This window comes from Pseudomonas peradeniyensis (genome assembly GCF_014268935.2).
Taxonomy (GTDB): Bacteria; Pseudomonadota; Gammaproteobacteria; order Pseudomonadales; family Pseudomonadaceae; genus Aquipseudomonas; species Aquipseudomonas peradeniyensis.
Genome location: NZ_JABWRJ020000001.1, coordinates 933,852 through 959,278, shown reverse-complemented (window position 1 = coordinate 959,278; position 25,427 = coordinate 933,852). Strand labels below are relative to the sequence as shown.

The window sequence follows — 25,427 nt, the reverse complement described above, 5'->3', positions numbered from 1 at the left end:
TTGATAGAAGCTGGCAGCACCTGCCGGGGTGCTGTCATCTTTCGGTCAAGCAACTGTCGTAATCTGCGGCGCAACTCTGTGCCACAGGTCTCCGGCATGCCTCGCCTGCTTCTCCTTCTGCTGTGCCTGCTCCCGGGCCTGGCCTGCGCCGGGCCCGCGCAGCTGCGTATCCAGGGCTCCAACACCATCGGCGCGGCCCTTGGCCCGGCCCTGGTGCAGGGGCTGCTGCAGGCCCAGGGCGCAAGCGCCATCGAGCGCCGGCCCGGCGCCACGGCCAACGAGACCGAAGTCCACGCCGTCGGTCCAGACGGCCAGCCCGTGCGCATCGCCATCGCCGCCCACGGCACCAGCACCGGCTTTGTCGCGCTGGCCCGGGGCGAGGCCGACCTGGCCGCGGCCTCGCGGCCGATCAGCGACAGCGAGGCGCAACAGTTGCAGGCCCTGGGCAACCTGCGCGGCGCAGGCTCGGAACAGGTGATCGGCCTGGATGGCGTGGCGGTGATCGTCCACCCGGACAACCCGCTCACGCAACTGACCACCGAGCAACTGGCCCAGGTATTCTCCGGTCAACTGCAACGCTGGGAACAGCTGGGCGTGCCCGGCGGGGCGATCCACCTGTATGCCCGCGATGATCGCTCCGGTACCTTCGAAACCTTCAAGGCCCTGGTGCTTGTCCCTCAGCAAGCGACACTGGCCACCCAGGCGCGGCGCTTCGAATCCGCCGACGAACTGGCCGCCCAGGTCATGGCCGACCGCCAGGCCATCGGCTTCAGCGGCCTGGCCACGGTCCACCGAGCCAAGGCACTGGCCGTGGCCGAGGGCGATGCACCGGCGCTTGCGCCCAGCCGCGCCCTGGTGGCCAGCGAGGACTACCCGCTGTCGCGGCGCCTGTTCTTCTACCTCCCCGCCCACCCCACGGCACAAGCCAGGGCCCTCGCCGAGTTCGCCCAGGGCCCCACCGGCCAGGCCATCGTCGCCGAACAGGGCTTCGTTTCCCAGCAGATAAAGCCACAGCCGGTCGCGGCCCAGACCGAAATGCCGCCGCGTTACCGGGCACTGGCCGGCGAGGCGCAGCGCCTGAGCGTGAACTTCCGCTTCCAGGAAGGCAGCGCCGGCCTCGACAACAAGGCCCTGCGCGATGTGCAGCGGGTCGGCGACTACCTGCGCCAGGCCGGCAAGCTACAAGGCAAGGTGGTGCTGGTGGGCTTCGGCGATCCCAAGGAAACCCCGGGCCGCGCCGCGCTGCTGTCGCGCCTGCGGGCCATGGCGGTACGCCGCGAGCTGGCCCGGGCCGGGGTGCAGGTCAGGGATGTGGCAGGCATGGGCGACGAACTGCCGGTGGCCGGCAACGACCTGGAGCAAGGGCGCCTGCGCAACCGCCGGGTCGAAGTCTGGGTGTACTGACCCGCTCATCCCCCATCGGGCAGTTCGACCCGCGCCACCAACCCGCCGCCCACGCGATTGCGCAAGGTCAGCTCGCCGCCCTGCTCGCGCACGCTGGCCCGGGCGGCCGAGAGGCCGAGGCCGACGCCGCCGGTATCGCGGTTGCGCGAGCCCTCCAGCCGGTAGAACGGCTCGAACACCTGCTGCAAGGCCTCCTCGGGAATACCTGGCCCACTGTCGCGCACCTCGATGACGATCAGGTGAGCGGCGCGGCGCAGCGTTATCTGCGGATCGCGGGCATACTTCATGGCGTTTTCCACCAGGTTGACGATCACCCGCTTGGTCGCCAGCGGGCGGCCGTCGTGCACCAGGTGCGCCGGGCCCTTGAAGGCGATGTCCAGATGCTGGTCGCGGTAGTCGTCGACCAGGGTCTGCAACAGCTCCGACAGATCATAGGCCGTGCGCTGCTCCAGTTGCGTGCCCTCGCGGAAGAACGCCAGGGCCTCGTTGATCATCGTCTGCATCTCGTCGACATCGCGGATCAGCTTGCGCTGGTGGTCCAGGTCCTCCATGAACTCGCTGCGCAGGCGCATGCGCGTCAGCGGCGCGCGCAGATCGTGGGAGATGGCCGCAAGCATGTGGGTGCGCTCGCGAAGAAAGTGCTGGATCTGCGCCTGCATGGTGTTGAAGGCGATGATCGCCTGGCGGATCTCCTCGGGGCCCTCGATGGCAATGGGTGGCGCCTGCAAATCACCGCCGAAGCGCCGCGCCGCGCTGGCAAAGCGTTGCAGCGGCGCGGCCAGCTGACGGGTGGCGAGCCAGGCCACCAGCAACGTCGCCACCAGCCCCAGGCCAATGACCACCGCCAGGCGCGCCGTCGCACTCATGCCCCAGCTGCGCTCCGGCGGCACGAACAGCAGCCAGCTGTCATCGTCCAGCCCGACCAGCGCCACGTAGTGCGCATCGGCACTGCCGTCAGGCCAGTCGCCCGGGTTGTACACCGCGATCGGGCGTGAAGGGCCCAGCAGTTGTGCCATCGCCGGCACCTGTCCGGAGTTCAGCGGCACGCCCGGACCGGGCAAGCCGAAGTCTTCGCGCCGGGTGCTCCACCTCACCCGCAACGTCGGCGTGCTCGCTGCCTCGGCCAGTGGCCCACGCAGCGCGGGCGGCGCGGTCTCGATCATATGGGTGGTCACGGCGATCTGGTCGAGCAGGCCGGTGCGCTCAATGGGCGGGCGCGCCCAGCTGCCGGCAAGCTGGACGAACAAGGCGTTGAACGCCAACGACGCGAGCAGCGCGGTGAAGATGGTCAGGGCGATGCGCTTGCGCAGGGTATCGCGGCCCAGCAGACGGCGGATCACGAACGACTCACCTTGGCGCTGAACAGGTAGCCGCCATTGCGCACCGTGCGGATCAGGTCCGGGCGCTTGCTGTCGGGCTCGATCTTGCGCCGCAGGCGGCTGACCTGCACATCGATGCTGCGATCGAAGGCGTCATGGCCGTGGCCACGGGTCAGGTCGATCAATTGCTCGCGGGTGAGAATGCGCTGCGGGTGCTCGAGAAACACCACCAGCAGATCGAACTCGGCGCCGGACAGCGGCACCATCACCCGCTCGGGCGAGCGCAGTTCGCGGCAGGTGATGTCCAGCTGCCAACCGGCGAAACCGATCACCGGCCGCGCCGCCTCGCCACGCGGCAGTTGCTCGCCGACACGGCGTTGCACGGCGCGCAGGCGGGCCAGCAGTTCACGTGGATCGAACGGTTTGGTCAGGTAGTCGTCGGCGCCCAGTTCCAGACCGATGATACGGTCGCTCAGCTCGGCCATGGCAGTCAGCATGATGACCGGCACGCCAAGCTGCGCGCGCAGTTTCTGGCACAGGTCCAGGCCACTTTCGCCGGGCAGCATCAGGTCGAGGATGATCGCATCCGGGTGCTGCCGGGCGATGGCGGCCCACATCGCCTGCCCCTCGGCGGCCAGGTCCACCTCGTAACCGTGCTGGACGAAGAACTGCTTCAGCAAGGCGAGGATTTCCACGTCGTCATCGACGATCAACAGTCTGCTCACGGTGATACCGGTCCGGGAAAAAGGCGTATCTAAAACCATTGCGCCACGCGGGTCATTTATTTCAATCACGCAACATTTCGTCACGCACGACACAAAGTGGACATCACCCGGCAACGATGGCCCTTCACCCTGGCGGCCTTCCATTACCGAGGGCTCCCCATGAAGATAGTCGACAGCCGCAACAGCACCGATGGGCATGAGGGCTCCGCGTCCCTGATCCTCAGCCAGCGCAACACCCAGCGCGGACAATCGGGTTCGCTGATCGTGCAACAGGAGAGCCTGGAGCTGGCAGACGAACAGGGTTATGTCACCCTGCGCCGGTATTTCGAACACTACGACCCGACCTTTGGCGAATGGGTCGAGTACAGCCACACCGTTCCCGTCCGTGACCTCGTGCACTGGCTGATGGCACGCGGGAAGCTGCGCATCCAGACATCGCAGGATGTGCCCCACCTGCAAGCGGCCCTCCCGACCCGGCGCGAGGTTCGCCACCCATGAGTCGGCGTCACCTCCTGGCACTGGTGCTGACGTCCACCCTGGGCCTGTCCGCATGTAGCAGCAACAAGCCGACACCGACCGGTTATCTCAAGGACTACGGATTACTCACCCCGCACCAGGCGCCTTCGGGCGCAACGGTGCTCAGCTGGGCCGACCCGAAATGGCCAAAGGGCCGTTACATCGAGGTCTACCTGGCACCCAGCCGGTTCTATCCGGCTCCCGAGCCGAGCACGCGCATCCCCCAGGCCACCCTCGCCAGCATCACCCACTACTACGACGCGGTACTGCGCAACGAACTGGGCAAGGTGATGACGGTGGTCGACAGGCCCGGCCCGAACACCCTGGTGGTCAGGCCGGCCATCACCCGCATCAGCGCCGACACCCAGGGCCTGCGCTTCTACGAGTGGCTGCCGATCACCCTGGTCGCGGCCGGGGTGAGCAGCGCCGCCGGCATTCGCGACCGGGACAGCGCGATCGCCAGCGAGCTGTCGTTCGAGGCGGGCGCAAGCGGCAAGGTGGTCGGCGAGGCGATGCTCGCGGGTACCGGCGTGCCGTTGGATAACGACCGCCAGGTGATGACCGCCGACAACGTCAAGGCCGTGCTCGACGCCTGGGCCGTGGACCTGCGCCAGGGCTACGCGGCGCCGCTCAGGTAGCGTGACGCTTCAAAGGACAAGCCCAGCTCGCTTGGTCAGGCCTTGAGCGTGGCCATGTCGATGACGAAGCGGTACTTCACATCGCCGGCGATCATCCGCTCGTAGGCCTGGTTGATGTTGCGGATGTCGAGCTTCTCGATATCACAGCTGATCCCGTGCTCGGCGCAGAAATCGAGCACCTCCTGGGTTTCGGCGATACCGCCGATCAAGGAACCTGCCAGCACCCGGCGCTGCATCACCAGGTTGGCCGCATGCACCGGCGGGTCGACCGGCTCGATCAACCCGACGAGGATATGCACGCCACCGAACTTCAGGGTTTGCAGGTAGGGGTTGAGGTCGTGCTGCACCGGAATGGTGTCGAGCAGGAAATCAAAGCGGCCCGCGGCACTGCGCATCTGTTCGGCATCGGTGGAGACGATCACATGGTCGGCGCCCTGGCGACGGGCTTCCTCGGCCTTGGCCGCGGAGCGGGTGAACAGGGTCACTTCCGCGCCCAGGGCCTTGGCCAGCTTGATGCCCATATGGCCCAGGCCACCCATGCCCAGCACGCCCACCTTGTGCCCGGGGCCCACGCCGTGGTGCTTGAGGGGCGAATAGGTGGTGATGCCGGCGCACAGGATCGGCGCCGCGCTGGCCAGGTCCATGCCCTCGGGAATGCGCAGGACGAAATGCTCGCTGACCACGATGCTGCTGGAGTAGCCACCCATCGTGTTGCTGCCGTCGACCCGGTCGGGGGTGGCGTAGGTCATGGTCGGGCCTTCCAGGCAGTACTGCTCGACGTCCTGGCGACAGGCCTCGCAGTGACGGCAGGAATCGACCATGCAGCCGACGCCGACCAGATCGCCGACCTGGTAACGGCTGACCTGCGCGCCCACCGCGCTGACCCGACCGACGATCTCGTGGCCCGGCATCAGCGGGTACACGGCGATGCCCCATTCGTTGCGGGCCTGGTGGATATCGGAATGGCACACGCCACAGTAGAGGATCTCGATGACCACATCGTCCGGCCGCGGGCTGCGGCGCTGGAAGGTCATGGGGGCCAGGGGGCTGGTGGGCGATTGGGCGGCGTAACCGATGGCGGTGTACATGGGGAACCTCGTGCAAGTGAAACGATTCAGGCGACGCATTCTGCGCGCCGCTACCCGCCTCGCCCACCGCCGATTCTCCGGCATGCATGCCTGATTCTCCGGACCTTGCCGCCGGCCTCTGGCATGAACCCGCGAATCTGCGAAGATGCCAGTGTCCGATTCTCTGCCCGGGTTCATCATGCACCTGACTCGCCATGTGGATGCCAATGCCACGCTCTGCTCACTGATCCGCACCCTCGCCACAGGCCCCGGGTTCGTGCCCACCGTCCTGCCCCAGGTTCAGGTGCTGACCTGGGACCACTACGTGGCCAGCAGCCCGCAGATCTACGAACCCAGCCTGATCATCCTCGCCCAGGGCAGCAAGCTGGCGCGCCTGGGCCCGCGTACCCTGGAGTACGGCGCCGGGCACTACCTGGTGCAGGCGCTGTCGGTGCCGTTCATGTGCGAGACCTTCGCCACGCCCCAGGCGCCGCTGCTTGGCGTGGCGGTGGATATCGACCGCACCCTGATCGGCGAGTTGGTGCAAAGCATGGACCTGGGGCCGGATGCCGCGGTGCAGGCACAGACGCCACAGTCGATGACTTCGGCAGTGTTGGACACGGCCATGCGCGACAGCGTCGAACGCCTGCTGCTGTGCCTGCAGGACCCGCTGGACGCCAAGGTGCTGGGGCCGGCGCGGGTGCGCGAGGTGCTCTACACCGCCTTGCGCGGGCCACAGGCCGGGGTGCTGCGGGCGTTGGTCGAGCAACAGGGGCATTTCGCCCGGATCGGCTCGGCCCTGACTTACTTGCGCGAGCACTACGCCGAGCCGTTGGGGGTGGATGAGCTGGCCAGCCGGGCGAACATGAGCGTGTCGACCTTCCACGAGCACTTCAAGCGCTGCACCGACCTGGCGCCGATGCAGTACCTCAAGCGCCTGCGCCTGCTCAAGGCGCAGCAGATGCTGATCGGCGAGGGGCTGGGCGTTGCGCAGGTGGCGCACCGGGTGGGTTATCAGAGCACCTCGCAGTTCAGCCGCGAGTACAAGCGCCAGTTCGCCCGCAGCCCGGGGGAAGAGCAGCCGTACCAGAGCCTGCCGGCCTGACTGGGGCCGCCGTAACAGACTGCAAGAGCAGGATGCGTGGGAGCGGGCTTGCCCCGCGATCACCGGCGCAGCCGGTGCCATGCCCCCCATCGCGGGGCAAGCCCGCTCCCACACAGGTCACGCGATCCGCTACAAAAATCACTTGCAGGATGATCACCTACTGGCGCAAAACCATCGCCACAATGGTCGCCTGCAGCTCGCGCTTGGCCGCTTCAGCCGTCAGCTCTTCAGCGGCGGCCGCCAGGGACAGCGCATCCGCCGCCCCCACCAGCACCCACAGCCCGGCCACGCCGATATCGCCACCCGGCGCGAACGGCAACAGCGCTTCGCGGCACTTGTCCATGAACGGCCCGTCATAGCCGCGCTTGAGCGCCTCCAGCTCCGGCGAGCCGGCCAGCGCGGCGCTGACCCCAGGGATCTCCCGGCCCTGGGTCGCCACACAGTCCACATAGGCCTCGGCAATCACCCAGGCGCGCTCCGCCAGGCCGACCGGGCAGCCGGCCAGGGCCTTGTCGAGCATGGCCGTCTGGCGGGCGTCGTATTCCTGGTAAAGCGCCAGCAACAAGCCGTTGCGGGTCTCGAAATGGTCGTACACCACCGGCTTGGTCACCCCGGCCTGCTCGGCCAGGCGCCCCAGGCTCAGGGCATCGGTGCCCTCCTCGCGTACCAGCCGCCAGGCCACATCGAGCAACTGGCGCCGGCGCTCCTCGCGGGACAGGCGTTTGCGCGGCGCGGTCTTTTCCTCGCTTGACATCGCTTACCTACCAAAAGTAACTTACTAAGCGTAACTTACCTCGAGTATATAACGCTCCCGGTGTCCCTGCATCCTGATTCTGGAGATTCCACCATGCATGCCCTGATCGTCATCGGTCACCACGACCCCGACTCCCTTACCCACGCCCTCGCCCAGCAGATCGCCGAGGGCCTGCGCGCCGCCGGCCATACCAGCGAGTTCGCCGACCTGGCCAGCGAAGGCTTCGACCCACGCTTCGGCCTGGCCGACCACGCCGTGCACCGTCGCCTTGGCAAGCCACCGGCCGATGTACTGGCCGAACAGGCGCGCATCGAGCGGGCCGACACCGTGGTCATGGTCTACCCCATCTACTGGTGGTCGCTGCCGGCCCTGCTCAAGGGCTGGGTCGAGCGGGTGTTCAGCAACGGCTGGGCCTTCGACCAGGCCGCCGACGGCAGCACCACCAAGCTGCTGCACGGGATGACCGCGCACCTGGTCGGCGTGGCCGGCGCCGATGCCGGCACCTTCGAGCGCCATGGCTATGGCGAAGCCATGCGCGTGCAGATCGAGCACGGTATCTTCGACTACTGCGGTGCCCGGGTCCTGAGCTCGACGCTGCTGGAGGACAGTGAGGGACAGGATCCCACGCGGCATCTGCGCAGCGCGCGCGCACTGGGGGAACGCCTGTTCGTCAGCGAAAGGCAAGCAGTGCCGGTTGTCTAGCCTTCGCTACAGGAGCGGCCTGGCCTCGCTCCTATTGATCCAGCGCCCACTGCGCCAGCGGCCAATAGCGCTCCTTTCGCGATTCGTAGAGCACAAAATGACGGGGAGCGAGGAAGAACTCCGGTGCCTGGCGCGCTTCGGGCACCTGCGCCCGATAATCGCGGGACAGCGTCAGGTGCGGGCGATGCTCCCTTGGTTTCCCCTCCAGCCCCAGCGGCAGGACAGCCTGCTGCAACGCGTACACCAACTGCCGCAGCCCGGCGGGTGGTTGCTCGGGCTCAAGCACCAGCACCGCCGCGCGCGACCATGCCAGCAAACGGTTCAGCACCAGGCGCAACGGTGCATCGGGCAGTCTGAGCCGATCGACCGCCGCGCAGATCGCCGGCACCTGCTCGGCGTCCACGTCACCGAGAAACAGCAAGGTGACGTGGAAATTCTCCGCCGGCACCGGCTTGCCGCTGCGCAGGTTCAGCCCTCGACGCCACTGCGCCAGGGCACGGCATTGTTGGTCGCTGACCGGCAAGGCGAAGAACAGCCGTTTGAACGGCGCGCCACTGGGGCGCGGATCCTGGACCATGCGAGTCTCCCTGGTAACGGTTCGCGCCATCGAGTGTAGCGCCCTGCCCATGCGAAACAGCGACATAAGCTGTTGAATCGTTTGCGCAACCTGTCAGCCATTGCACCTAAGTCGGTCAGACAAGACGTAACAATAAGTACAAACCCGCGCCACGATTGTTTATGCTGGCGGGCTTACGCCATGGCGCATGGCCATTTTTCGACAAGTAAACGTCCATGAAAATTGCACTCGTACTGATCTTTGTCCTCTCGATCGCCTATGTTCACCTGCGCGGTCGGGTTCGTCACAAGCTGACCCGCCAGCTGGGCGATCACTCCAGCTTCCTGGCCCCGGTCAACGCCTTCCTGTACCTGTTCTCCAAGCATCCGGCCAAGCCGTACCTGCCGGTCAGCGCCTTCCCCGAGCTGCAGGTGCTGCAGGACCACTGGCAGGAAATCCGCGAGGAAGGCCAGCAGCTGTTGCAGGCCGGCGAAATCAAGAAATCCGACAACTACGACGACGTCGGTTTCAATTCGTTCTTCAAGACCGGCTGGAAGCGCTTCTACCTGAAGTGGTACGGCGAGAGCCACCCTTCGGCGATGACCCTGTGCCCGCGCACCACCGAACTGCTCGCCGGCATCGGCACGGTCAAGGCGGCGATGTTCGCCACCCTGCCGCCAGGCGCCAAGCTGGTGCGCCACCGCGACCCGTACGCCGGCTCCTACCGCTACCACCTGGGCCTGGACACGCCCAACGACGATGGCTGCTATATCGATGTGGACGGCGAGAAGTACTCCTGGCGCGACGGCGAGGGCGTAGTGTTCGACGAGACCTACATCCACTACGCCGCCAACACTACCGAGCACAACCGCATCATCCTGTTCTGCGACGTCGAGCGCCCGCTCAAGTACCGCTGGGCCTCGGCGTTCAACCGCTGGTTCAGCCGCAACGTCATGGCCGCTGCCGCCGCGCCCAACGATGCCAACGACAAGACCGGCGGCATCAACCGCCTGTTCACCCGCATCTACAAGATCCGCGAGCGCGGCAAGGCGATGAAGAAACGCAACCGCACCCGCTACTACCTGGAGAAGTGGGCAGTGGTCGCGGCGCTGGTGCTGGTGTTCATCTACATCTGACGCCGGAGCAAACCCGCTCCCGCAACGTGCGAGCGGGTTTGCCCTGTGATCACCAATAACGCTGCTATGGTGCCCCCAGATACTCTGGTTCCCCAGAGCAACTGTATGCGGCTTGCTGTGCTGCCATCCTCGGCCATCCAACCGGGCAGCACCAGTGACAAAAAGCCGGCCATGGGACATCCCCTTCGATATCCGCGCGGCCCGGCTATCGAGCATGCCATACATGAAAAACAATCATTGCCACACACACCGCCATGACCATGTAGAACTGCGGCTCAAAGCGTTCATCATAATCGTACGAAAATACGACCGGCCCTTCGCCATTGACGACACCAATATAAATCCCCCCCAAGAGCATACCGTACAGATTAGAGAGCCCACTCAAAATCCGACTACCCTGTGCGCGTCGCCACATGATGCGTGAAATCCCTGCGTCGGCCAGGAGAAATATCAAGAATGTAGCCCAGGTCATTCTCGATATTCCTTATAGAGTTGGTAGCCAGTGTTGCTATCGGCTGCTCCCTCCATAATGATCGCGCCAGCACCCATCTGCCTGACGGCAGCCTCCTTGTCCGCTCGTAGATAATTGAACAGCCTCCAGGCATCAGCCCGCAAAACAGGCCTGAACAGAACGCCAATTGACAGCATCAGGTCGCTGGCCAAATAAGCCATGTTGCCCTCCCGCTGGTCAAACCCAACTACTTTGGAGGCACGGTGATAAACCTTCCTGACGGGGCCTTGAACATCTCCACGGCCTTCATAGAGACCTCTAGCATTCTCATAGACATTGTTCGCGCCATGAGCAAGTAACGGTGCCCCAGCAAAAGCACATAGCAACCCTGCAGATCCGTAGCAGATCCCGGCCCCCGCCAGCACTTGACCAGCGCCACCAAAAGTGCCCAAGGTCTGTACCAATATGCGAGAGTTTTCAGTTTCGAGATTTGCACGTTCACGCGCTAGCTTATGCAGACCTTCTTGTGGCGTCAGCTGTTTCTCGTAGACATCCTCCACCACCCGCTTTGCGTAATACGCCAACTCCCGATTGAACTGCATCCGCGTCCAGCTATCCTTCAAATGCCGAGCACTGACTGCACATGCATACTCGGTTAATCGCGCCGCCGCATGGCTTACTTCCCAGAACTCACTACTCGATAACTTGTCGGAGCGGCTTCGTTTCTCCATCATTCCACCTGCCCCCAGATCGCATAAGCGCTGGTGTTGGCTGACAGGTGCTGCCAAGCGATATCCCGGTAACGGATTGCCAGGTACTCCAGAGGCTGTTGATCGTTCATCAACAACGAGTCCGGCATGTCGAGACGTTGCTCGATGACCATTGCGCCATGGAGAAGGATACGGAAATAGGGCTCGTGCTTACCGGCGGCGCTTGTGCGGAAGAACAGGATCTTGCACTCGAGTGTCTCGCGGTAATCCAGCGCCCCGGCCAGCAAAGGGGTGGCTTTGTCGATGTGCTTGGTGATGATCACCGGCCGATGCACCGGTGGGCGGGTGTTGTCCGGATTGGAGACATCGTGCTGGAACGAGAGCATCATGATCTCATCCAGGTGGTCGATCTGGCTCCTCCCACCTATCGAATCCTGGGCGCAACACCCCGCCGATATCAACCCTTGCCGCGTCCCCTTGATCGTCATGTAACCGTGATGTGCCATCTTGCGAACTCCTTGTCAGCAAAGTCCGCAACCTACGCTGCACATAATGGGCTTGTATGTCGGACGCGTCCGAAACTTCCGGCCTTATAAGTAACCGAATGCGACTTGCTTTCCTGTCCTCCGCAGCCATGCGCCTGACGACAAAAAGCCGCTCTCGATTGCTCGAAAGCGGCCCTTACCTTGGTGCCGACAGTTCAGCTGTCGCCTTGCTCCCGCTTCACCGGCAACTGCCCATCGATCATCGCCTTGGCCATGCCGCTGAGGTAGTACGTCGCCCGCATCAGCGTCTGTGCATCTTTCGGCTGGCTCAACGCCTGGTAGGTCAGCCCGGTGATGCAGCCCAGGATGATCGTTGTCTCCTGCAGCACGTCCTCGGTCGGCAACCCCGGGATCGCCTGTACCCAATCACGCACCGAGTAGCGCTTGATACGGCCTGCCAGGCTGACGATCTTCAGACCTGCGGTGCCCTTTGCGTGTTCGTCCTTGTCCATGACCTTGCCCCCCTGGAAAAAGAAAGAGCCCGTCGCGGTTCATTCCTCGGAGCCGCCAGACCAAACCGCGCGATCCCTGCGCGGTAAGCTGCCCAGTGGCCCGGTCAACCCCGGAGGGTGAAGCGCGACGAGCAGGCCGAGACTAAAGCGAGCGCCAATCCACTACAACGGGCTACCGAGGGAAAAGGCGCCTTTAGGAAAAGGACTACATAAACAACGGAAGAAAAGCTGTAGGACCTGCAATATTCTCTGCAGATGCTGTCGGCTAAAGCCCATCGCGGGGCAAGTCGCATCGACGCATCGCCGCCCCCACAAGGGCCACGTTGGCCGGCATCGAGTGGAACCTGCTTCAAGCATCTGCCCTGCTCCAGCACTTCAGGCTACGATGACACCTCGCCCTCCAGGCCCAGCCACCGCCATGCCCAGACCGAGCAAAGTCACCGATCCGTCCTACGAGCTGATGGACGACCACGAAGGCGCCTCGCTGATCTACCGCCAGCACGGTTTCCCCAGCCCGCTGGTGCGCTGGCATTTCCACAAGGAATACGAGCTGCACCTGATCGTCGCCAGCGCCGGCAAGGTGTTCATCGGCGACTACATCGGCAACTTCGCCCCCGACACGCTGTTCCTCACCGGCCCCAACCTGCCGCACAACTGGATCAGCCAGGTCGGACCCGACGAGGTGGTGGGCAAGCGCGACATGCTGGTCAACTTCACCGACGAGGTGCTCGAGGACGGCGGCCAGGTGTTCTCCGAGCTCACCCAGCTTGCCCCGCTGCTGGCCCGGGCGCGCTATGGCATCGAGTTCCGCGACCCGGCGCTGATCCGTGAGAGCCGCCATCTATTGCAACGCATCGCCGACAGCCGCGGCATGACCCGCCTGGGATACTTTTTTATCCTCATGGAGCAGCTGGCCGCCTGTGACGACTACCAGCTGCTGTCCACCGTCACCTCCTCGCAGCTGGCCGACGAGCACAACGTCGAGCGCATCAACCGGGCGGTGGACTACATCTTCCAACACTACGCCCAGGACCTGAGCCAGAACGAGGTGGCCGAGCACCTGGGGATGACGCCGACCTACTTCTCGCGGTTCTTCAAGCAGGCCGCCGGGCGCGGCTTTGTCGAGTTCGTCAACCGGCTGCGGGTGAGCAAGTCGTGCGAGCTGCTGGCCAAGGGCGAGCTGCCGGTGACCGAGGTGTGCTTCGAGTCGGGCTTCAGCAACCTGTCGAACTTCAACCGGCGCTTCTTGCAGCTCAAGGGCATGACGCCCTCCGACTACCGCAGCCTGGTGACCCAGCGGCTGACCGAGCAGAACCGGGGCTGAATCGGGGCGATGTGCCGAGCAATCCCTGTGGGAGCGGCCTTTCGCGACACAAGGCCGCTCCCACAGGGAAATACCTAATCCCGGCACAGCAAAAAAGTATCAGTCCAGGTGCAGGCCAGGCTTTGTCGCCATCGCCGAGCACGGGTGTAATCGGCAGCGAGCGACACAAAAACAATAACGTCATCCCCGAGGGAGTTCACCGATGAACGACTCGATCAAGGCCTGCCTGGCCGCCGCCTGCCTCAGCCTGCCGCTGCACGTCCAGGCCGCCGAGACCCTGACCATCGCCACGGTCAACAACAACGACATGATCCGCATGCAGCGCCTGGCCAAGGTGTTCGAGCAGCAGCACCCGGACATCCAGCTCAAGTGGGTGGTGCTCGAAGAGAACGTGCTGCGCCAGCGCCTGACCACCGACATCGCCACCCAGGGCGGGCAGTTCGACGTGCTGACCATCGGCATGTACGAAGCCGCGCTGTGGGGCGCCAAGGGCTGGCTGGCACCGATGACCGACCTGCCCGCCGACTACAACCTCGACGACGTGTTCCCCTCGGTGCGCAACGGCCTGTCGGCCAACGGCACGCTGTACGCCCTGCCCTTCTACGCCGAAGCCTCGATCACCTACTACCGCAAGGACCTGTTCGAAAAAGCCGGGCTGAGCATGCCCGAGCAACCGACCTGGACCCAGCTCGGCGAGTTCGCCGCCAAACTCAACCACCCCGACCAGGGCCAGTACGGCATCTGCCTGCGCGGCAAGGCCGGCTGGGGCGAGAACATGGCGCTGATCGGCACCGTGGCCAACGCCTTCGGCGCGCGCTGGTTCGATGAGCAATGGAAACCCGAATTCAGTGGCAGCGAGTGGAAGAACGCGCTGAATTTCTATGTGACCACCCTCAAGCAATACGGCCCGCCCGGCGCCTCCAGCAACGGCTTCAACGAAAATCTCGCGCTGTTCAACAGCGGCAAGTGCGCGATGTGGGTCGATGCCAGCGTCGCCGGCTCGTTCGTCACCGACAAGAGCCAGAGCAAGGTCGCCGACCAGGTTGGCTTCACCTTCGCGCCCAAGGAAGTCACCGACAGGGGCGCCACCTGGCTGTACTCATGGGCACTGGCGATCCCCACCAGTTCCAAGGCCAAGGACGCCGCCAGGACCTTCAGCACCTGGGCCACCTCCGAGGCCTACGGCAAGCTGGTGGCCGAGCAGGAAGGCGTGGCCAACGTGCCACCGGGTACCCGTGCCTCGACCTACAGCGACGCGTACCTGGCCGCCGCACCGTTCGCCAAGGTCACGCTGGAATCGCTCAAGCGCGTCGACCCCAACCACCCCACCCTCAAGCCCGTGCCTTACGTGGGCATCCAGCTGGTGACCATCCCCGAGTTCCAGGCCATCGGCACCCAGGTCGGCAAGCTGTTTTCCGCCGCGCTGACCGGGCAGATGAACGTGGACCAGGTGCTGGCCTCGGCCCAGCAGTCCACCGAACGCGAGATGAAGCGCGCCGGCTACCCCAAGTAGCTCGCACCGCCGTAGACCGCGCCGTCCTGCGGCGCGGTGACCGCCCCTTTCCGATGCACACGGAGTCGCCATGAACACATCGGCCCTCGACACCCCGAGCCTCGCCACCGCGCGCCCCGGCAAACGCCGCGTCGGCCCCGGCTGGTTCCTGGTCAGCCCTTCGGTGGCGCTGCTGCTGTTGTGGATGATCGTGCCCCTGGGCATGACCCTGTATTTCTCGCTGATCCGCTACAACCTGCTGTACCCCGGTGAAAACCAGTTCGTGGGCCTTGAGAACTTCGCCTTCTTCGTCACCGACGCCGGCTTCATGCCCGGCGCCCTCAATACCCTGACCCTGGTCGGCAGCGTGCTGGCGATCAGCGTGGTGCTCGGCGTGCTGATCGCCGCGCTGCTGGAGGCCGGCGAGTTCTGGGGCCGCGGCGTGGTGCGGGTGCTGCTGATCTCGCCGTTCTTCATCATGCCCACGGTCAGCGCGCTGCTGTGGAAGAACCTGATCTTCCACCCGGTGTCGGGCATCCTCGCCGCCGTGTGGCGCCTGTTCGGCGCACAACCCGTGGACTGGCTGGCGCACTACCCGCTGCTGTCGATCATCCTGATCGTGTCGTGGCAGTGGCTGCCGTTCGCCATCCTGATCTTGATGACCGCCATGCAGTCGCTGGACCAGGAACAGAAGGAAGCCGCCCGCCTGGATGGCGCAGGCCCCTTGGCGATCTTCTGGCACCTGACCCTGCCGCACCTGGCCCGGCCAATCGCCGTGGTGGTGATGATCGAGACGATCTTTTTGCTGTCGGTGTTCGCCGAGATCTTCACCACCACCAGCGGCGGTCCGGGTTACGAGTCCACCAACCTCGCCTACCTGATCTACAACCAGGCGCTGCTGCAGTTCGACGTCGGCATGGCCTCGGCCGGTGGCCTGATCGCCGTGCTGATCGCCAATATCGCCGCCGTCGTGCTGGTCCGCATGATCGGCAAGAACCTCACCGCGCGCAGCTGAGGAGCCCGCCATGCTGACACTCAAGCAAACCCGCACCCTGAAGAACGCGCTGCTCGGCCTGCTGTGCTGGGCCATCGCCCTGGTGATCTTCTTCCCGATTTTCTGGATGCTGCTGACCAGCTTCAAGACCGAGCTGGACGCCTTCGCCACGCCGCCGCAGTTCATCTTCGCGCCGACGCTGGAGAACTACCTGCACATCAACGAGCGCAGCGACTACTTCGCCTACGCCTGGAACTCGGTGCTGATTTCGTTCTCGGCGACCCTGCTGTGCATGCTGATCGCGGTACCAGCGGCGTATTCGATGGCCTTCTTCGAGACCCGTCACACCAAGCGCACGCTGCTGTGGATGCTGTCGACCAAGATGTTGCCGCCGGTGGGCGTCTTGATGCCGATCTACCTGCTGGCCAAGCAGTTCGGCCTGCTGGATTCGCGCCTGGCGCTGATCATCGTCTACACCCTGATCAACCTGCCGATCGTGGTGTGGATGGTGTACACCTACTTCAAGGACATCCCCGTGGACATCCTCGAAGCCGCGCGACTGGACGGCGCCGGCACCTGGCAGGAGATCGTCCGCGTGCTGCTGCCGATCGCCCGTGGCGGGCTGGCCTCGACCTTGCTGCTGTCGCTGATCCTGTGCTGGAACGAGGCGTTCTGGTCGCTGAACCTGACCTCGTCCGCCGCCGCGCCGCTGACCGCGTTGGTGGCTTCCTATTCGAGCCCTGAAGGGCTGTTCTGGGCCAAGCTCTCGGCCGTCTCGACCTTGGCCTGCGCGCCGATCCTGATCTTTGGCTGGATCAGCCAGAAGCAGCTGGTGCGTGGGCTTTCGTTTGGGGCAGTCAAATGATCCCGCTATCTGGGGCTGCTTTGCAGCCCTTTCGCGGCACAAGGCCGCTCCTACAACAGGGGCGCGCGATCTCCTGTAGGAGCGGCCTTGCGCCGCGAAAGGACCGCGAAGCGGTCCCGGCATCAGCAGCCTTCACACATGCCCAAAGGCCTTACCCCATTCCCCTGAAGGACACCCCCATGGCTGACCTGAAAATCCGCAACCTGCACAAAGGCTTCGATGGCCACGCCATCATCAAGGGCATCGACCTGGACGTGCGCGACCGCGAGTTCGTGGTGTTCGTCGGCCCCTCCGGCTGCGGCAAGTCCACCCTGCTGCGCCTGATCGCCGGCCTTGAGGAGGTCAGCAGCGGCAGCATCACCCTCGACGGCGCGGACATCACCGACACCGCCCCGGCCAAGCGCGACCTGGCCATGGTGTTCCAGACCTACGCCCTGTACCCGCACATGACCGTGCGCAAGAACCTGTCCTTCGCCCTGGACCTGGCCGGCGTCGGCAAGCAGGAAGTCAGCGCCAAGGTCGACAACGCCGCGCGCATCCTCGAGCTGCAACCACTGCTCGAACGCAAGCCGCGCCAGCTCTCCGGCGGCCAGCGCCAGCGGGTGGCGATCGGCCGGGCGATCGTGCGCAATCCGAAGATCTTCCTGTTCGACGAGCCACTGTCCAACCTCGACGCCGCCCTGCGCGTGCAGATGCGCCTGGAACTGGCGCGGCTGCACCAGGAACTGGCCGCGACCATGATCTACGTGACCCACGACCAGGTCGAGGCAATGACCCTGGCCGACAAGGTGGTGGTGCTCAACGGCGGGCGCATCGAGCAGGTCGGTTCGCCGCTGGAGCTGTATCACCATCCGGCCAACCTGTTTGTCGCGGGGTTTCTGGGGACGCCGAAGATGGGCTTCCTGCGTGGTCACCTGAGCCGCAACCAGGGCAACCAGTGCGAAGTGGCGCTGGAGTGCGGCGCCCGTATCGCCCTGCCGTTGTGCGCGGGGGAACTGCATACCGGTAGCCAGGTGACGCTGGGGATTCGTCCTGAGCACCTGAACATCGACCGCGCCGGGCAAGGTACCCAGGGCTCGCTGCAGGTGACTGCCGATGTCAGCGAGCGACTGGGCAGCGACAGTTACTGCCATATGCGCGCCGCCTCCGGGGAAATGCTCACCGTGCGAGTGCGCGGGGACTTCGCACCAGCCTTTGGCGAGGCGCTGGAACTGACCTTCGATCCCGCCCATTGCCACCTGTTCGACAGCAACGGCCAGGCCCTCGACAAACGCCTGCAACAAGCGGCCTAAGGACTCCAGGATGAAACTGAACCAGCACAACCTCGGCCAACTGCCGCCCACCGTCGCCCGCCCCAGCTACGACCGCGCCCAGCTACGCCAGGGCATCGTCCACATCGGCGTCGGCGGCTTCCACCGCGCCCACCAGGCCGCCTACACCGACGCCTTGATGAACTGCGGCGAAGGCCTCGACTGGGCCATCTGCGGCGTCGGCTTGCGCAGCGAAGACCGCGCCATGCGCGACGCCCTGGCCGGCCAGGACCACCTCTACACCCTGTTCGAACTGGGCGACCAGCCCGACACCAAGGTACGCGTGATCGCCGCCATCAACGGCATGCTGCTGGCCGAGGACGGCGCCGAACCGCTGCTGACCAAACTGGCCGAACCCAATATCCGCATCGTCTCGCTGACCATCACCGAAGGCGGCTACTGCATTGACGACAGCACCGGCGAGTTCCGCGCCGATCTGCCACAAATCCAGCACGACTTGGCCAACCCGCAATCCCCGCAAAGCGTGTTCGGCTACCTCTGCGAAGCCCTGCGCCGCCGCCGCGCTGCCGGCACCGGTCCGTTCACCGTGATGTCCTGCGACAACCTCCCGCACAACGGCGACGTCGCCCGCAAAGCCCTGCTGGCCTTCGCCCAGCGCCTCGACCCCGACCTGGCCGACTGGATCGCCAGCCACGTCAGCTTCCCCAACGCCATGGTCGACCGCATCACCCCAATGACCAGCCCCGCCCACCGCCAGCAACTGCGCGAGCGCCACGGCGTCGACGATGCCTGGCCGGTGGTGTGCGAGCCGTTTTTGCAATGGGTGGTGGAAGACACCTTCGTCGCCGGGCGCCCGGCCTGGGAAAAGGTCGGGGTGCAGTTCACCCGCGACGTCACCCCCTATGAAGAAATGAAGATCAAACTGCTCAACGGCAGCCACCTGGCCCTTACCTACCTGGGCTTTCTGCAAGGCTACCGCTTCGTCCACGAAACCCTCGCCGACCCGCTGCTGCGCCGCTACATGCACACCTTCATGGACCAGGACGTGACCCCGCAACTGGCCCCAGTACCCGGCATTGATCTTGAGCGCTACAAGCAAAGCCTCAGCGAACGCTTCGCCAACCGCGCCATCGCCGACCAGCTGGAGCGCGTGTGCTCCGACGGCTCGTCGAAGTTTCCCAAGTTCATCGTGCCCACCGCCAACCGCCTGATCGCCGACGGCAAGCCGCTGGAGCGCGTGGCCCTGGTGGTCGCCGCCTGGGCCCTGTACCTGCGCGGCGAAGACGAGCACGGCAACCGCTACAGCATCCCCGACCCCCGCGCCGCCGATTGCCAAGCCCGGGTGGTGCAGCGCGACGGCCTGGCCGCCCGGGTGCTGGGCGACGAGGCGATCTTCGGCAGCGCCATCCCCGCGTCCAAGGCGTTCGTCAGCGCCTTCGAGCGCCTGTACGACAGCTTGCGCGAAGTCGGCGTGAGTGAAACCCTGCGCCAGGTCCTCGGCGACTGACACGGAGTGTTTCGAAATGGACGGATTGTTCCTCGGCATCGACTGCGGCACCCAGGGCACCAAGGCCCTGGTGCTGGACGCCGGCAGCGGCCAGGTGCTCGGCCTGGGCAGCGCCGCCCACGCGCCGCCCCAAGGCCGTGACGGCCGGCGCGAGCAGGCCCCCGCCGACTGGTTGGACGCCCTGCGTGCGGCGGTGGCCGCTGCCTTGCGTGAAGCCGGTGTGGATGGCCACGCGATCCGCGCACTGGCAGTGTCCGGCCAGCAACACGGCCTGGTGATGCTCGACGCCCAGGGCCAGGTGCTGCGCCCGGCCAAGCTCTGGTGCGACACCGAGAGCGCGCCCGAGAACCAGGCACTGCTCGATGCCCTCGGCGGCGCCCGAGGCTCGCTCGAACGCCTCGGGCTGGTGATCGCGCCGGGCTATACCCTGTCCAAGCTGCTATGGACCAAGCGCCATCATCCCGAGCTGTTCACCCGCCTCGCCCATATCCTGCTGCCCCACGATTACCTGAATTACTGGCTGACCGGTCGCGTCTGCACGGAGCCCGGCGACGCCTCCGGCACCGGCTACTACGACGTGCGCCGACGAACCTGGGCGCCCGATGTCCTTCAGCACATCGAGCCGGGCGAGCGTCTTTTGGCTGCACTACCTGAGCTGGTCGAATCCGGCGATTGCACCGGCACCCTGCGCGAACAGACCGCCACTGCCCTCGGCCTGAGCCCGCAGACCTGGGTGGCCACGGGCGGCGGCGACAACATGCTCGGCGCCATCGGCACCGGCAATATCGCCCCCGGCATGATCACCCTGAGCCTCGGCACCTCCGGCACCCTGGCCGCCCACGCCGACCAGCCCCACGTCAGCGCCCAGGGCGAAGTGGCGACCTTCTGCGCCTCCAGCGGCGGCTGGCTGCCCTTGATCTGCACCATGAACCTCACCAGCGCCTGCGCCCTGGTGCGCGACCTGCTGGAGCTCGACCTCGACCGTTTCACTGCCCTCGCCGCCCAAGCCCCGATCGGCGCCGATGGCCTGTTGATGCTGCCATTCTTCGACGGCGAACGCGTGCCCGCGCTGCCCGAAGCCACGGCCAGCCTGCGCGGCATGACCAGCGCCAACCTGACCCGCGCCAACCTCTGCCGCGCCGTGCTCGAAGGCACCTGCTTCAGCCTGCGCTACGGCCTCGACCTGCTACGTACCAGCGGCCTGCAAGGCAGCGAAATCCGCCTGGTCGGCGGCGCGGCGAAAAGCCCGCTGTGGCGCCAGACACTGGCCGACCTGCTCGGCCTGCCGGTAGTGTGCCCCCAACAAACCGAAGCCGCCGCCCTGGGCGCTGCGATCCAGGCCGCCTGGAGCCTCGGTCGCCAACTGGGCCAGGACGACAGCCTCGAAACCCTGTGCCAACGCTGCGTCGCCCTCGACGAAAGCACCCGAACCCTGCCCCGCCCGGCGCAACAGGCCGAGTACCAGGTCGCCTATCAACGCTATCGGGAGCAACTGCCTGCGCGCTGAGTGCGGGTATCCTTCCCTTGTCTTTTGTTCTGGAGAACTGCATGTACCTGGTGTGTGGCGAGGCCCTGTTCGATGTCTTCAGCCTGGAAAACAGCAACCGCAACAGCGAGCTGGGGTTTACCGCGATTGCCGGCGGGTCGCCGTTCAACGTGGCCGTCGGCCTGCGCCGACTGGGCGTGGAATCGGCGTTGTTCGGCGGGTTGTCCAGCGACTACCTCGGTGCCCGGCTACGCCGGGTGCTGGATGAGGAACGGGTGGACTGCCGCTATGTGGTGACCAGCGAGGCGCCGACCACCTTGGCGATGGTCGGGCTGGATGCCAATGGCTCGGCGCAGTATCAGTTTCGCGGTGAAGGGTGTGCGGATCGGCAGGTGACGCTGGCGCATCTGCCGGAGCTGGATGAGCATGTGCGGGGCATCCATGTGGGTTCATACACCCTGGTGGTGCAGCCCGTGGCCGATACACTGATGGCGCTGGTGGAGCGCGAGCGGGACCGGCGGCTGATCAGCCTTGATCCGAATGTGCGGCTCAATCCGCAGCCGGGTGTGGCGTTGTGGCGGCGGCAGGTGGAAGCGTTTGCCGGGCACGCGCATGTGATCAAGGCCAGTGAGGAAGATATCGCCCTGCTCTATCCCGGCCGGGAGACGCGTGACGTGGCCCGTGGCTGGCTGAACGAACGCTGCCGACTGGTTTTCATTACTCATGGGGCAGACGGAGCCAGCGTGCATTGCGCGCACGGCTCATGGCAGCGCCCAGCAGATACCTCGTTGCCAGTAAGCGACACAGTGGGTGCTGGTGATACTTTCCAGGCGGCGGTGCTTGCCTGCCTGTCGCGGCTGGGCAAAGACAACCCAACAGCGTTGGCAACGCTCGATCGCGAAATGATCGATGCGGTACTGAGCTACGCAATCCGTGCCGCAGCGATTACCTGTTCACGATCGGGGCCGGTATTACCGTTCGAACGCGAGCTTGCACCCTTTAGCTGAGAGGCCGATTGGTTTCATCGAAGAGGGGCAGCACCCTGCCCCTTGAGCTCGTCGAGGAATTCAGCAACCCGGTTGGCATTTTTTCCATGCTTGGCTATGGCCGCAAGCATCGGCTGCAAATGATAGAGCAGCAATCCCAGATCTGGATGATTCAGCGGCAGCTGCTCACGAATGCAGCACAGCAATGACATAACAGGTGCGGAGGCGAAGGATCGGGTGGTGGTAACCATACCGTCCGTAAAGGCAGCCGTGGCGGCGGCGGTGAAGCGACTGCGTTAGTTCGCCGTGCAGGAGCAACGCTTAGATCGGGCTAGAACCCGCGATGATGGAAACAGCACGCAGGATCGCACGGGCAGCGCCAATGATCGCAACCGCGTATGGGTTATCTACCGGCTATCGCATTACTGAACCCTGACACAGATTTGCTCAGCCATGCTCAGGCACTGGGCGGGATGCCTCGAGAAGGTTGGTGAAGGTGCCCGGCATCACACCATGTTTGAGCATACCCCTGAAAACCGCATAGACATCGGTTCGAGAGCCATCTTTGCGAAGGGTCGCCTCGTCGTTCAGCCATGCATAGATAATGCTTTTAGGTGCGTCGCAACGGTACTGGAAGAAAAGGCGATAGCGATTGGGAAGCCCGGCTTTCACCCTGCGCCAGTGCCGACAATTCTTGCCAAGCGTATTGCCTTGAAGGTAGATCCTGGCACCAGGGTCTTCCGGAACGCGCTTCATGATGGAGGTATCGACCTTTTCCAGAAGCTTGAAATGGGGATGGTGATGAAATCCGTCCGGGTCTTTTGCAGCCAGGACCTCAGCTTCGGCAATCAACGCTTCGAAGCGCCCGAGAAACAGCGGATGGCCAAACAGCGCCCAGTCGTTGACTATCGTCATCGTCCCTGACGGCATGTCTCAACCCTCTAGCAGCTCGTCACGCTCGCGATTCACTTGCGCCCGGGCCCGAAGATGAGCCATGCGATTCAGCAACGATGCCGGGATGGGCTCGATACGTTCCGGGTGCTCGGTAATGTCAGCGTGCACAAGCTCGAGAAAGGCTTTTTTAGCCTCCTGCGCTTCGCGCTCGGCGGCTAGAAAGGCCACTTTCACCCTTGATTTGGACATGTTTTGCTCCTTCATCCGGACCATGCGACAGCTGCCGCATGTGCGGTCTGACCAAGGGAATGGTACAGCAGATTTGCATGAGGGAAGTCAGGGAAAAGCCCACCGTTACATGTTTCAGAACGGGACTACATACCCATTGCCGTTCGATCGGCACAGGCGCTTGCTCTACCTATTCACGGACGCTCTGTTTACCGTACCTGAAAGCCGCAGGCCTTTAGCCATTAGCACAACCGCCCTAATCGACCCTGCTCACCCAGCACTCGTATAGTCCTTTCTGAATCACAAAAACCAGGAAAGGACTCCATGGGCCACAAACTCCCACCCCTCTGCCAATGGCTGGCCATCCTAGCCCTCACCTGCAGCACCCCGGCCCTGGCCGCACCCGCCTCCGGCGACTACTGGATCATCTACGGCAAAGGCGAACGCCTGCACAACGAGGTCTACGTCGCCGATGCCGCCGGCATCCTGCAAAAGCCCGGTGGCGTGCAATCGGCCCAGGTCATGCAGCTGTTCGAAGACCCGGCCTTCCCGACCCTCGCCGCCTACGAGGTGCAGGTCAAATGCAAACAGCGCCAGATCCGCCTGGACAGCGCCCGGGCGATACGTCGCTTCGACGGCGCCGTGCGCGATGTGAAAACCAACGCAAAAGACTGGGCCGCACCAAAGGACTACTGGCTGCAGCGCACCTTCGCCTTCGTCTGCGCCCCCGACAACCGCGCGCGCAACCAGATGCTGTCGATCGGCAAGATGCCGGCGGCGCAGATGGTCGCCACCATCCAGGCCATGTTCATCCAGTTGATCGGCGTCCAGGCCAACAGCCAAGCGGTGCAGGAGTTGGACGACATGCTGGCGAACACCCCACGATGAGCACACGCCCTCTGCTGGTCCTTGGCCTGTTGCTGCCTGCGCTGGCCGGCTGCATCCCGACCCTGCCGGAGCTGATGGCGGGCAACCAATGGCAAGGGCGCGACGCCAAGCAGGCCATCGACTTCTTCGGCCCGCCCATGCGCATGGAGCCGTTGCCCGGTGGCGCTGGGGTGCAGTTGGGCTGGTACCGCGATACCACCTACGTGCAAAAGGAGGTGGTCGGCAGCACCGCCGAGATGCAAGGCAACGTGATGGTCCATACCAACTACTGGGACGACGTGGCCCATCCTGGCGGCTGCACGATTCTGATGTCGGTGAACAAGGCGCGGCAGATCAATGATTTCTCCACCAAGGGCCGCTGTAACGGCGTGAACCTGGCGCCATAGCGGCTAGCCGAAACGCGGCAGTGAACTTGTTGGAGCGGGATCGTGGGAGCGGGCTTGCCCCGCGATAGCGTCCACCCAGGCAACCAGCCCCCAGCCAGATACCCTCCCCCTACTCACCCCCCCGCCCAGCCATCAACCCATGATTCACATCCTGGGCCAACGCCTTGGCCATGCCACTGAGGTAATGCACCGCCGTCAGCAACGTAGGCAGATGATCCGTCTCCACCATCGCCAGATCACTGATCTTGTGCACCGCACACATCAGCACGGTCGCCTGCTCCACCGCATGGTCCAGCGGATGCCCCGCCACCACGCGGAACAGCGGATCTTGCACACCCACCTCCGCGCCTTCGCCGAAATGCCCAACGCCGGTGGTGGCGAGCTTCTTGATCCGCGGGATTTGCAATTCCTTATCCATACCATTCCTCCTGCGGCCCCGCGAACGGCGCGGGGCCTGATCGGTGAACATCAAGTGCGAGCCCAGGCTCGCCAGATCAATGCCGGGATTGCACGCGGCTCAGCGCCACTTCCACCAAGGTGCGGGCGCTGTCGATTTCGTGCATGGCGGCGAGGGTCAGAACCTGGCCTGGGGGTTTGGCGTGGAGCAGGACGGTCTGCTGGCTGACGGTCAGGGCGCAGACGAGGTATTCGGAGATCTGGACCAGGAGGTCTTCGAGGGTGTGGGTGGTGTATTTGTCGTGTAAGGGTGGATCGGGGACTATTTTCAGCATGGTAGAGCTCCTATTTTCAAATGGAGCTACCGTTCTCTGCTGTCAAACAGAAAGGTGGCAGCTGTACGCGGGTTGACAGACCGGGAAAATAGGAAACCGGCGCACCGAAGTGCCCCACGTACAGCCACCATAGACGGCCATGCACGCGCGTTACTATCTTCCCGGTCTGTCAAAACCGGTCGCTGAATTGGCAGCGACTTGGCGAGACTAGATGGGTGATGCAGCGGCTGCAACGGGCTGTAAGGGGGTAGAAGTATGTTTCGGAAACGGACTACAGAGAAGAGGGAAAATCCGA

At 64.6% G+C, this 25,427-nt stretch carries 30 protein-coding genes; 16 read left to right on the top strand and 14 right to left on the bottom strand.

The features are described from left to right. Positions 1–96 precede the first annotated feature (96 nt). Entirely contained in the window at positions 97–1,404 is a 1,308-nt protein-coding gene (locus HU751_RS04360; RefSeq protein WP_186732512.1) for a phosphate ABC transporter substrate-binding/OmpA family protein, read from the top strand. 5 nt (positions 1,405–1,409) lie between these two features. Here the strand turns inward: HU751_RS04360 and HU751_RS04355 are convergent, their stop codons facing one another. Both HU751_RS04355 and HU751_RS04350 read right to left on the bottom strand, forming a co-directional pair. Continuing rightward, positions 1,410–2,744: an ATP-binding protein gene (locus HU751_RS04355; RefSeq protein ID WP_186732513.1), complete on the bottom strand. Its 1,335-nt coding sequence runs from the start codon at positions 2,742–2,744 to the stop codon at positions 1,410–1,412. Next, a complete protein-coding gene (locus tag HU751_RS04350; RefSeq protein WP_186732514.1) occupies positions 2,741–3,487 on the bottom strand; it encodes a response regulator in 747 nt (248 codons plus the stop codon). Before HU751_RS04350 ends, HU751_RS04355 begins: the two co-directional genes overlap by 4 nt. Positions 3,488–3,607: 120 nt before the next feature. Here HU751_RS04350 and HU751_RS04345 point away from each other — a divergent pair, with 120 nt between their 5' ends. Beyond that, the gene (locus tag HU751_RS04345) at positions 3,608–3,946 is read left to right on the top strand and encodes a hypothetical protein (protein WP_186732515.1); all 339 of its coding nucleotides are present in this window, start codon (positions 3,608–3,610) and stop codon (positions 3,944–3,946) included. Continuing rightward, on the top strand, positions 3,943–4,602 hold the full coding sequence (locus HU751_RS04340) for a DUF3313 domain-containing protein (RefSeq protein WP_186732516.1): 660 nt from the start codon (positions 3,943–3,945) through the stop codon (positions 4,600–4,602). The genes HU751_RS04345 and HU751_RS04340 overlap by 4 nt, the downstream gene beginning before the upstream one ends. A 35-nt stretch (positions 4,603–4,637) precedes the next feature. On the opposite strand, the gene HU751_RS04335 is transcribed toward HU751_RS04340, so the two are convergent. Next, positions 4,638–5,690 carry an NAD(P)-dependent alcohol dehydrogenase gene (locus HU751_RS04335; protein WP_186732517.1) on the bottom strand — a complete coding sequence of 351 codons (1,053 nt, stop codon included), beginning with the start codon at positions 5,688–5,690 and terminating at the stop codon, positions 4,638–4,640. Between the two features lie 178 nt (positions 5,691–5,868). On the opposite strand from HU751_RS04335, the gene HU751_RS04330 reads away from it, so the two are divergent. Next, positions 5,869–6,774 carry an AraC family transcriptional regulator gene (locus HU751_RS04330; RefSeq protein ID WP_186732642.1) on the top strand — a complete coding sequence of 302 codons (906 nt, stop codon included), beginning with the start codon at positions 5,869–5,871 and terminating at the stop codon, positions 6,772–6,774. Positions 6,775–6,931: 157 nt separating this feature from the next. On the opposite strand, the gene HU751_RS04325 is transcribed toward HU751_RS04330, so the two are convergent. Continuing rightward, positions 6,932–7,528 carry a TetR/AcrR family transcriptional regulator gene (locus tag HU751_RS04325; RefSeq protein ID WP_186732518.1) on the bottom strand — a complete coding sequence of 199 codons (597 nt, stop codon included), beginning with the start codon at positions 7,526–7,528 and terminating at the stop codon, positions 6,932–6,934. Between the two features lie 93 nt (positions 7,529–7,621). Here HU751_RS04325 and HU751_RS04320 point away from each other — a divergent pair, with 93 nt between their 5' ends. Further along, positions 7,622–8,230 (top strand): NAD(P)H-dependent oxidoreductase, encoded by a 609-nt coding sequence (locus HU751_RS04320; protein WP_050706167.1) that lies wholly within the window; start codon positions 7,622–7,624, stop codon positions 8,228–8,230. Positions 8,231–8,261: 31 nt separating this feature from the next. On the opposite strand, the gene thpR is transcribed toward HU751_RS04320, so the two are convergent. Next, positions 8,262–8,807 carry an RNA 2',3'-cyclic phosphodiesterase gene (gene thpR / locus HU751_RS04315; RefSeq protein ID WP_186732519.1) on the bottom strand — a complete coding sequence of 182 codons (546 nt, stop codon included), beginning with the start codon at positions 8,805–8,807 and terminating at the stop codon, positions 8,262–8,264. A 215-nt stretch (positions 8,808–9,022) separates the two neighbouring features. Between thpR and lpxO the strand changes: the two genes are divergently transcribed. Further along, positions 9,023–9,922, top strand: coding sequence for a lipid A hydroxylase LpxO (gene lpxO / locus HU751_RS04310; protein WP_186732520.1), 900 nt, complete (start codon positions 9,023–9,025; stop codon positions 9,920–9,922). Positions 9,923–10,127: 205 nt separating this feature from the next. Here lpxO and HU751_RS04305 read toward each other — a convergent pair whose 3' ends face one another. The 4 genes from HU751_RS04305 to HU751_RS04290 form a co-directional block, all read right to left on the bottom strand. After that, the gene (locus HU751_RS04305) at positions 10,128–10,394 is read right to left on the bottom strand and encodes a hypothetical protein (RefSeq protein ID WP_186732521.1); all 267 of its coding nucleotides are present in this window, start codon (positions 10,392–10,394) and stop codon (positions 10,128–10,130) included. Continuing rightward, positions 10,391–11,104 (bottom strand): DUF4225 domain-containing protein, encoded by a 714-nt coding sequence (locus tag HU751_RS04300; RefSeq protein WP_186732522.1) that lies wholly within the window; start codon positions 11,102–11,104, stop codon positions 10,391–10,393. Before HU751_RS04300 ends, HU751_RS04305 begins: the two co-directional genes overlap by 4 nt. Beyond that, positions 11,104–11,589 carry an Hcp family type VI secretion system effector gene (locus HU751_RS04295; RefSeq protein WP_186732523.1) on the bottom strand — a complete coding sequence of 162 codons (486 nt, stop codon included), beginning with the start codon at positions 11,587–11,589 and terminating at the stop codon, positions 11,104–11,106. Before HU751_RS04295 ends, HU751_RS04300 begins: the two co-directional genes overlap by 1 nt. A 194-nt stretch (positions 11,590–11,783) precedes the next feature. Continuing rightward, complete coding sequence (locus HU751_RS04290) at positions 11,784–12,080, bottom strand: DUF3077 domain-containing protein (protein ID WP_186732524.1); 297 nt, start codon at positions 12,078–12,080, stop codon at positions 11,784–11,786. Between the two features lie 418 nt (positions 12,081–12,498). Here HU751_RS04290 and HU751_RS04285 point away from each other — a divergent pair, with 418 nt between their 5' ends. The 8 genes from HU751_RS04285 (at position 12,499) to HU751_RS04250 (ending at position 22,026) form a co-directional block, all read left to right on the top strand. Further along, positions 12,499–13,404, top strand: a complete 906-nt coding sequence (locus HU751_RS04285; protein WP_186732525.1) for an AraC family transcriptional regulator — start codon at positions 12,499–12,501, stop codon at positions 13,402–13,404. 202 nt (positions 13,405–13,606) lie between these two features. Continuing rightward, complete coding sequence (locus HU751_RS04280; RefSeq protein WP_186732526.1) at positions 13,607–14,917, top strand: ABC transporter substrate-binding protein; 1,311 nt, start codon at positions 13,607–13,609, stop codon at positions 14,915–14,917. A gap of 70 nt (positions 14,918–14,987) precedes the next feature. Then, entirely contained in the window at positions 14,988–15,911 is a 924-nt protein-coding gene (locus HU751_RS04275; protein WP_186732527.1) for a carbohydrate ABC transporter permease, read from the top strand. A gap of 10 nt (positions 15,912–15,921) precedes the next feature. Further along, a complete protein-coding gene (locus tag HU751_RS04270) occupies positions 15,922–16,755 on the top strand; it encodes a carbohydrate ABC transporter permease (RefSeq protein WP_011533227.1) in 834 nt (277 codons plus the stop codon). A gap of 179 nt (positions 16,756–16,934) precedes the next feature. Next, positions 16,935–18,047: an ABC transporter ATP-binding protein gene (locus HU751_RS04265; RefSeq protein WP_186732528.1), complete on the top strand. Its 1,113-nt coding sequence runs from the start codon at positions 16,935–16,937 to the stop codon at positions 18,045–18,047. Positions 18,048–18,057: 10 nt separating this feature from the next. Continuing rightward, positions 18,058–19,533, top strand: coding sequence for a mannitol dehydrogenase family protein (locus HU751_RS04260; protein WP_186732529.1), 1,476 nt, complete (start codon positions 18,058–18,060; stop codon positions 19,531–19,533). 16 nt (positions 19,534–19,549) lie between these two features. Next, positions 19,550–21,040, top strand: coding sequence for a xylulokinase (xylB, locus tag HU751_RS04255; RefSeq protein ID WP_186732530.1), 1,491 nt, complete (start codon positions 19,550–19,552; stop codon positions 21,038–21,040). Between the two features lie 41 nt (positions 21,041–21,081). Beyond that, positions 21,082–22,026 carry a carbohydrate kinase family protein gene (locus HU751_RS04250; protein ID WP_186732531.1) on the top strand — a complete coding sequence of 315 codons (945 nt, stop codon included), beginning with the start codon at positions 21,082–21,084 and terminating at the stop codon, positions 22,024–22,026. A 14-nt stretch (positions 22,027–22,040) separates the two neighbouring features. Here HU751_RS04250 and HU751_RS04245 read toward each other — a convergent pair whose 3' ends face one another. The 3 genes from HU751_RS04245 to HU751_RS04235 form a co-directional block, all read right to left on the bottom strand. After that, a complete protein-coding gene (locus HU751_RS04245) occupies positions 22,041–22,256 on the bottom strand; it encodes a hypothetical protein (protein WP_186732532.1) in 216 nt (71 codons plus the stop codon). A gap of 196 nt (positions 22,257–22,452) precedes the next feature. After that, the gene (locus HU751_RS04240; RefSeq protein WP_225933219.1) at positions 22,453–22,920 is read right to left on the bottom strand and encodes a type II toxin-antitoxin system YhaV family toxin; all 468 of its coding nucleotides are present in this window, start codon (positions 22,918–22,920) and stop codon (positions 22,453–22,455) included. A gap of 18 nt (positions 22,921–22,938) precedes the next feature. After that, on the bottom strand, positions 22,939–23,148 hold the full coding sequence (locus HU751_RS04235) for an AbrB/MazE/SpoVT family DNA-binding domain-containing protein (RefSeq protein ID WP_062574407.1): 210 nt from the start codon (positions 23,146–23,148) through the stop codon (positions 22,939–22,941). Between the two features lie 303 nt (positions 23,149–23,451). Here HU751_RS04235 and HU751_RS04230 point away from each other — a divergent pair, with 303 nt between their 5' ends. Together HU751_RS04230 and HU751_RS04225 are read left to right on the top strand one after the other, a co-directional pair. Continuing rightward, positions 23,452–24,015, top strand: coding sequence for a hypothetical protein (locus HU751_RS04230; protein ID WP_050706185.1), 564 nt, complete (start codon positions 23,452–23,454; stop codon positions 24,013–24,015). Further along, positions 24,012–24,401 (top strand): hypothetical protein, encoded by a 390-nt coding sequence (locus tag HU751_RS04225; RefSeq protein ID WP_023629525.1) that lies wholly within the window; start codon positions 24,012–24,014, stop codon positions 24,399–24,401. Before HU751_RS04230 ends, HU751_RS04225 begins: the two co-directional genes overlap by 4 nt. Positions 24,402–24,510: 109 nt before the next feature. Here HU751_RS04225 and HU751_RS04220 read toward each other — a convergent pair whose 3' ends face one another. Both HU751_RS04220 and HU751_RS04215 read right to left on the bottom strand, forming a co-directional pair. Next, positions 24,511–24,819 (bottom strand): DUF3077 domain-containing protein, encoded by a 309-nt coding sequence (locus HU751_RS04220; protein WP_186732534.1) that lies wholly within the window; start codon positions 24,817–24,819, stop codon positions 24,511–24,513. Positions 24,820–24,895: 76 nt separating this feature from the next. Then, positions 24,896–25,132: a hypothetical protein gene (locus HU751_RS04215; protein ID WP_028688843.1), complete on the bottom strand. Its 237-nt coding sequence runs from the start codon at positions 25,130–25,132 to the stop codon at positions 24,896–24,898. Positions 25,133–25,427 lie beyond the last annotated feature (295 nt).

Coding starts and splice junctions, on each gene's coding strand:
- HU751_RS04260 (WP_186732529.1), top strand. CDS start 18,058: ATGAAACTGAACCAGCACAACCTCGGCCAACTGCCGCCCACCGTCGCC.
- thpR (WP_186732519.1), bottom strand. CDS start 8,807: ATGGTCCAGGATCCGCGCCCCAGTGGCGCGCCGTTCAAACGGCTGTTC.
- HU751_RS04285 (WP_186732525.1), top strand. CDS start 12,499: ATGCCCAGACCGAGCAAAGTCACCGATCCGTCCTACGAGCTGATGGAC.
- HU751_RS04305 (WP_186732521.1), bottom strand. CDS start 10,394: ATGACCTGGGCTACATTCTTGATATTTCTCCTGGCCGACGCAGGGATT.
- HU751_RS04265 (WP_186732528.1), top strand. CDS start 16,935: ATGGCTGACCTGAAAATCCGCAACCTGCACAAAGGCTTCGATGGCCAC.
- HU751_RS04230 (WP_050706185.1), top strand. CDS start 23,452: ATGGGCCACAAACTCCCACCCCTCTGCCAATGGCTGGCCATCCTAGCC.
- HU751_RS04225 (WP_023629525.1), top strand. CDS start 24,012: ATGAGCACACGCCCTCTGCTGGTCCTTGGCCTGTTGCTGCCTGCGCTG.
- HU751_RS04320 (WP_050706167.1), top strand. CDS start 7,622: ATGCATGCCCTGATCGTCATCGGTCACCACGACCCCGACTCCCTTACC.
- HU751_RS04235 (WP_062574407.1), bottom strand. CDS start 23,148: ATGTCCAAATCAAGGGTGAAAGTGGCCTTTCTAGCCGCCGAGCGCGAA.
- HU751_RS04220 (WP_186732534.1), bottom strand. CDS start 24,819: ATGGATAAGGAATTGCAAATCCCGCGGATCAAGAAGCTCGCCACCACC.
- HU751_RS04250 (WP_186732531.1), top strand. CDS start 21,082: ATGTACCTGGTGTGTGGCGAGGCCCTGTTCGATGTCTTCAGCCTGGAA.
- HU751_RS04290 (WP_186732524.1), bottom strand. CDS start 12,080: ATGGACAAGGACGAACACGCAAAGGGCACCGCAGGTCTGAAGATCGTC.
- HU751_RS04275 (WP_186732527.1), top strand. CDS start 14,988: ATGAACACATCGGCCCTCGACACCCCGAGCCTCGCCACCGCGCGCCCC.
- HU751_RS04330 (WP_186732642.1), top strand. CDS start 5,869: ATGCACCTGACTCGCCATGTGGATGCCAATGCCACGCTCTGCTCACTG.
- HU751_RS04295 (WP_186732523.1), bottom strand. CDS start 11,589: ATGGCACATCACGGTTACATGACGATCAAGGGGACGCGGCAAGGGTTG.
- HU751_RS04350 (WP_186732514.1), bottom strand. CDS start 3,487: ATGGTTTTAGATACGCCTTTTTCCCGGACCGGTATCACCGTGAGCAGA.
- lpxO (WP_186732520.1), top strand. CDS start 9,023: ATGAAAATTGCACTCGTACTGATCTTTGTCCTCTCGATCGCCTATGTT.
- xylB (WP_186732530.1), top strand. CDS start 19,550: ATGGACGGATTGTTCCTCGGCATCGACTGCGGCACCCAGGGCACCAAG.
- HU751_RS04335 (WP_186732517.1), bottom strand. CDS start 5,690: ATGTACACCGCCATCGGTTACGCCGCCCAATCGCCCACCAGCCCCCTG.
- HU751_RS04340 (WP_186732516.1), top strand. CDS start 3,943: ATGAGTCGGCGTCACCTCCTGGCACTGGTGCTGACGTCCACCCTGGGC.
- HU751_RS04270 (WP_011533227.1), top strand. CDS start 15,922: ATGCTGACACTCAAGCAAACCCGCACCCTGAAGAACGCGCTGCTCGGC.
- HU751_RS04360 (WP_186732512.1), top strand. CDS start 97: ATGCCTCGCCTGCTTCTCCTTCTGCTGTGCCTGCTCCCGGGCCTGGCC.
- HU751_RS04240 (WP_225933219.1), bottom strand. CDS start 22,920: ATGACGATAGTCAACGACTGGGCGCTGTTTGGCCATCCGCTGTTTCTC.
- HU751_RS04300 (WP_186732522.1), bottom strand. CDS start 11,104: ATGGAGAAACGAAGCCGCTCCGACAAGTTATCGAGTAGTGAGTTCTGG.
- HU751_RS04245 (WP_186732532.1), bottom strand. CDS start 22,256: ATGGTTACCACCACCCGATCCTTCGCCTCCGCACCTGTTATGTCATTG.
- HU751_RS04345 (WP_186732515.1), top strand. CDS start 3,608: ATGAAGATAGTCGACAGCCGCAACAGCACCGATGGGCATGAGGGCTCC.
- HU751_RS04325 (WP_186732518.1), bottom strand. CDS start 7,528: ATGTCAAGCGAGGAAAAGACCGCGCCGCGCAAACGCCTGTCCCGCGAG.
- HU751_RS04280 (WP_186732526.1), top strand. CDS start 13,607: ATGAACGACTCGATCAAGGCCTGCCTGGCCGCCGCCTGCCTCAGCCTG.
- HU751_RS04215 (WP_028688843.1), bottom strand. CDS start 25,132: ATGCTGAAAATAGTCCCCGATCCACCCTTACACGACAAATACACCACC.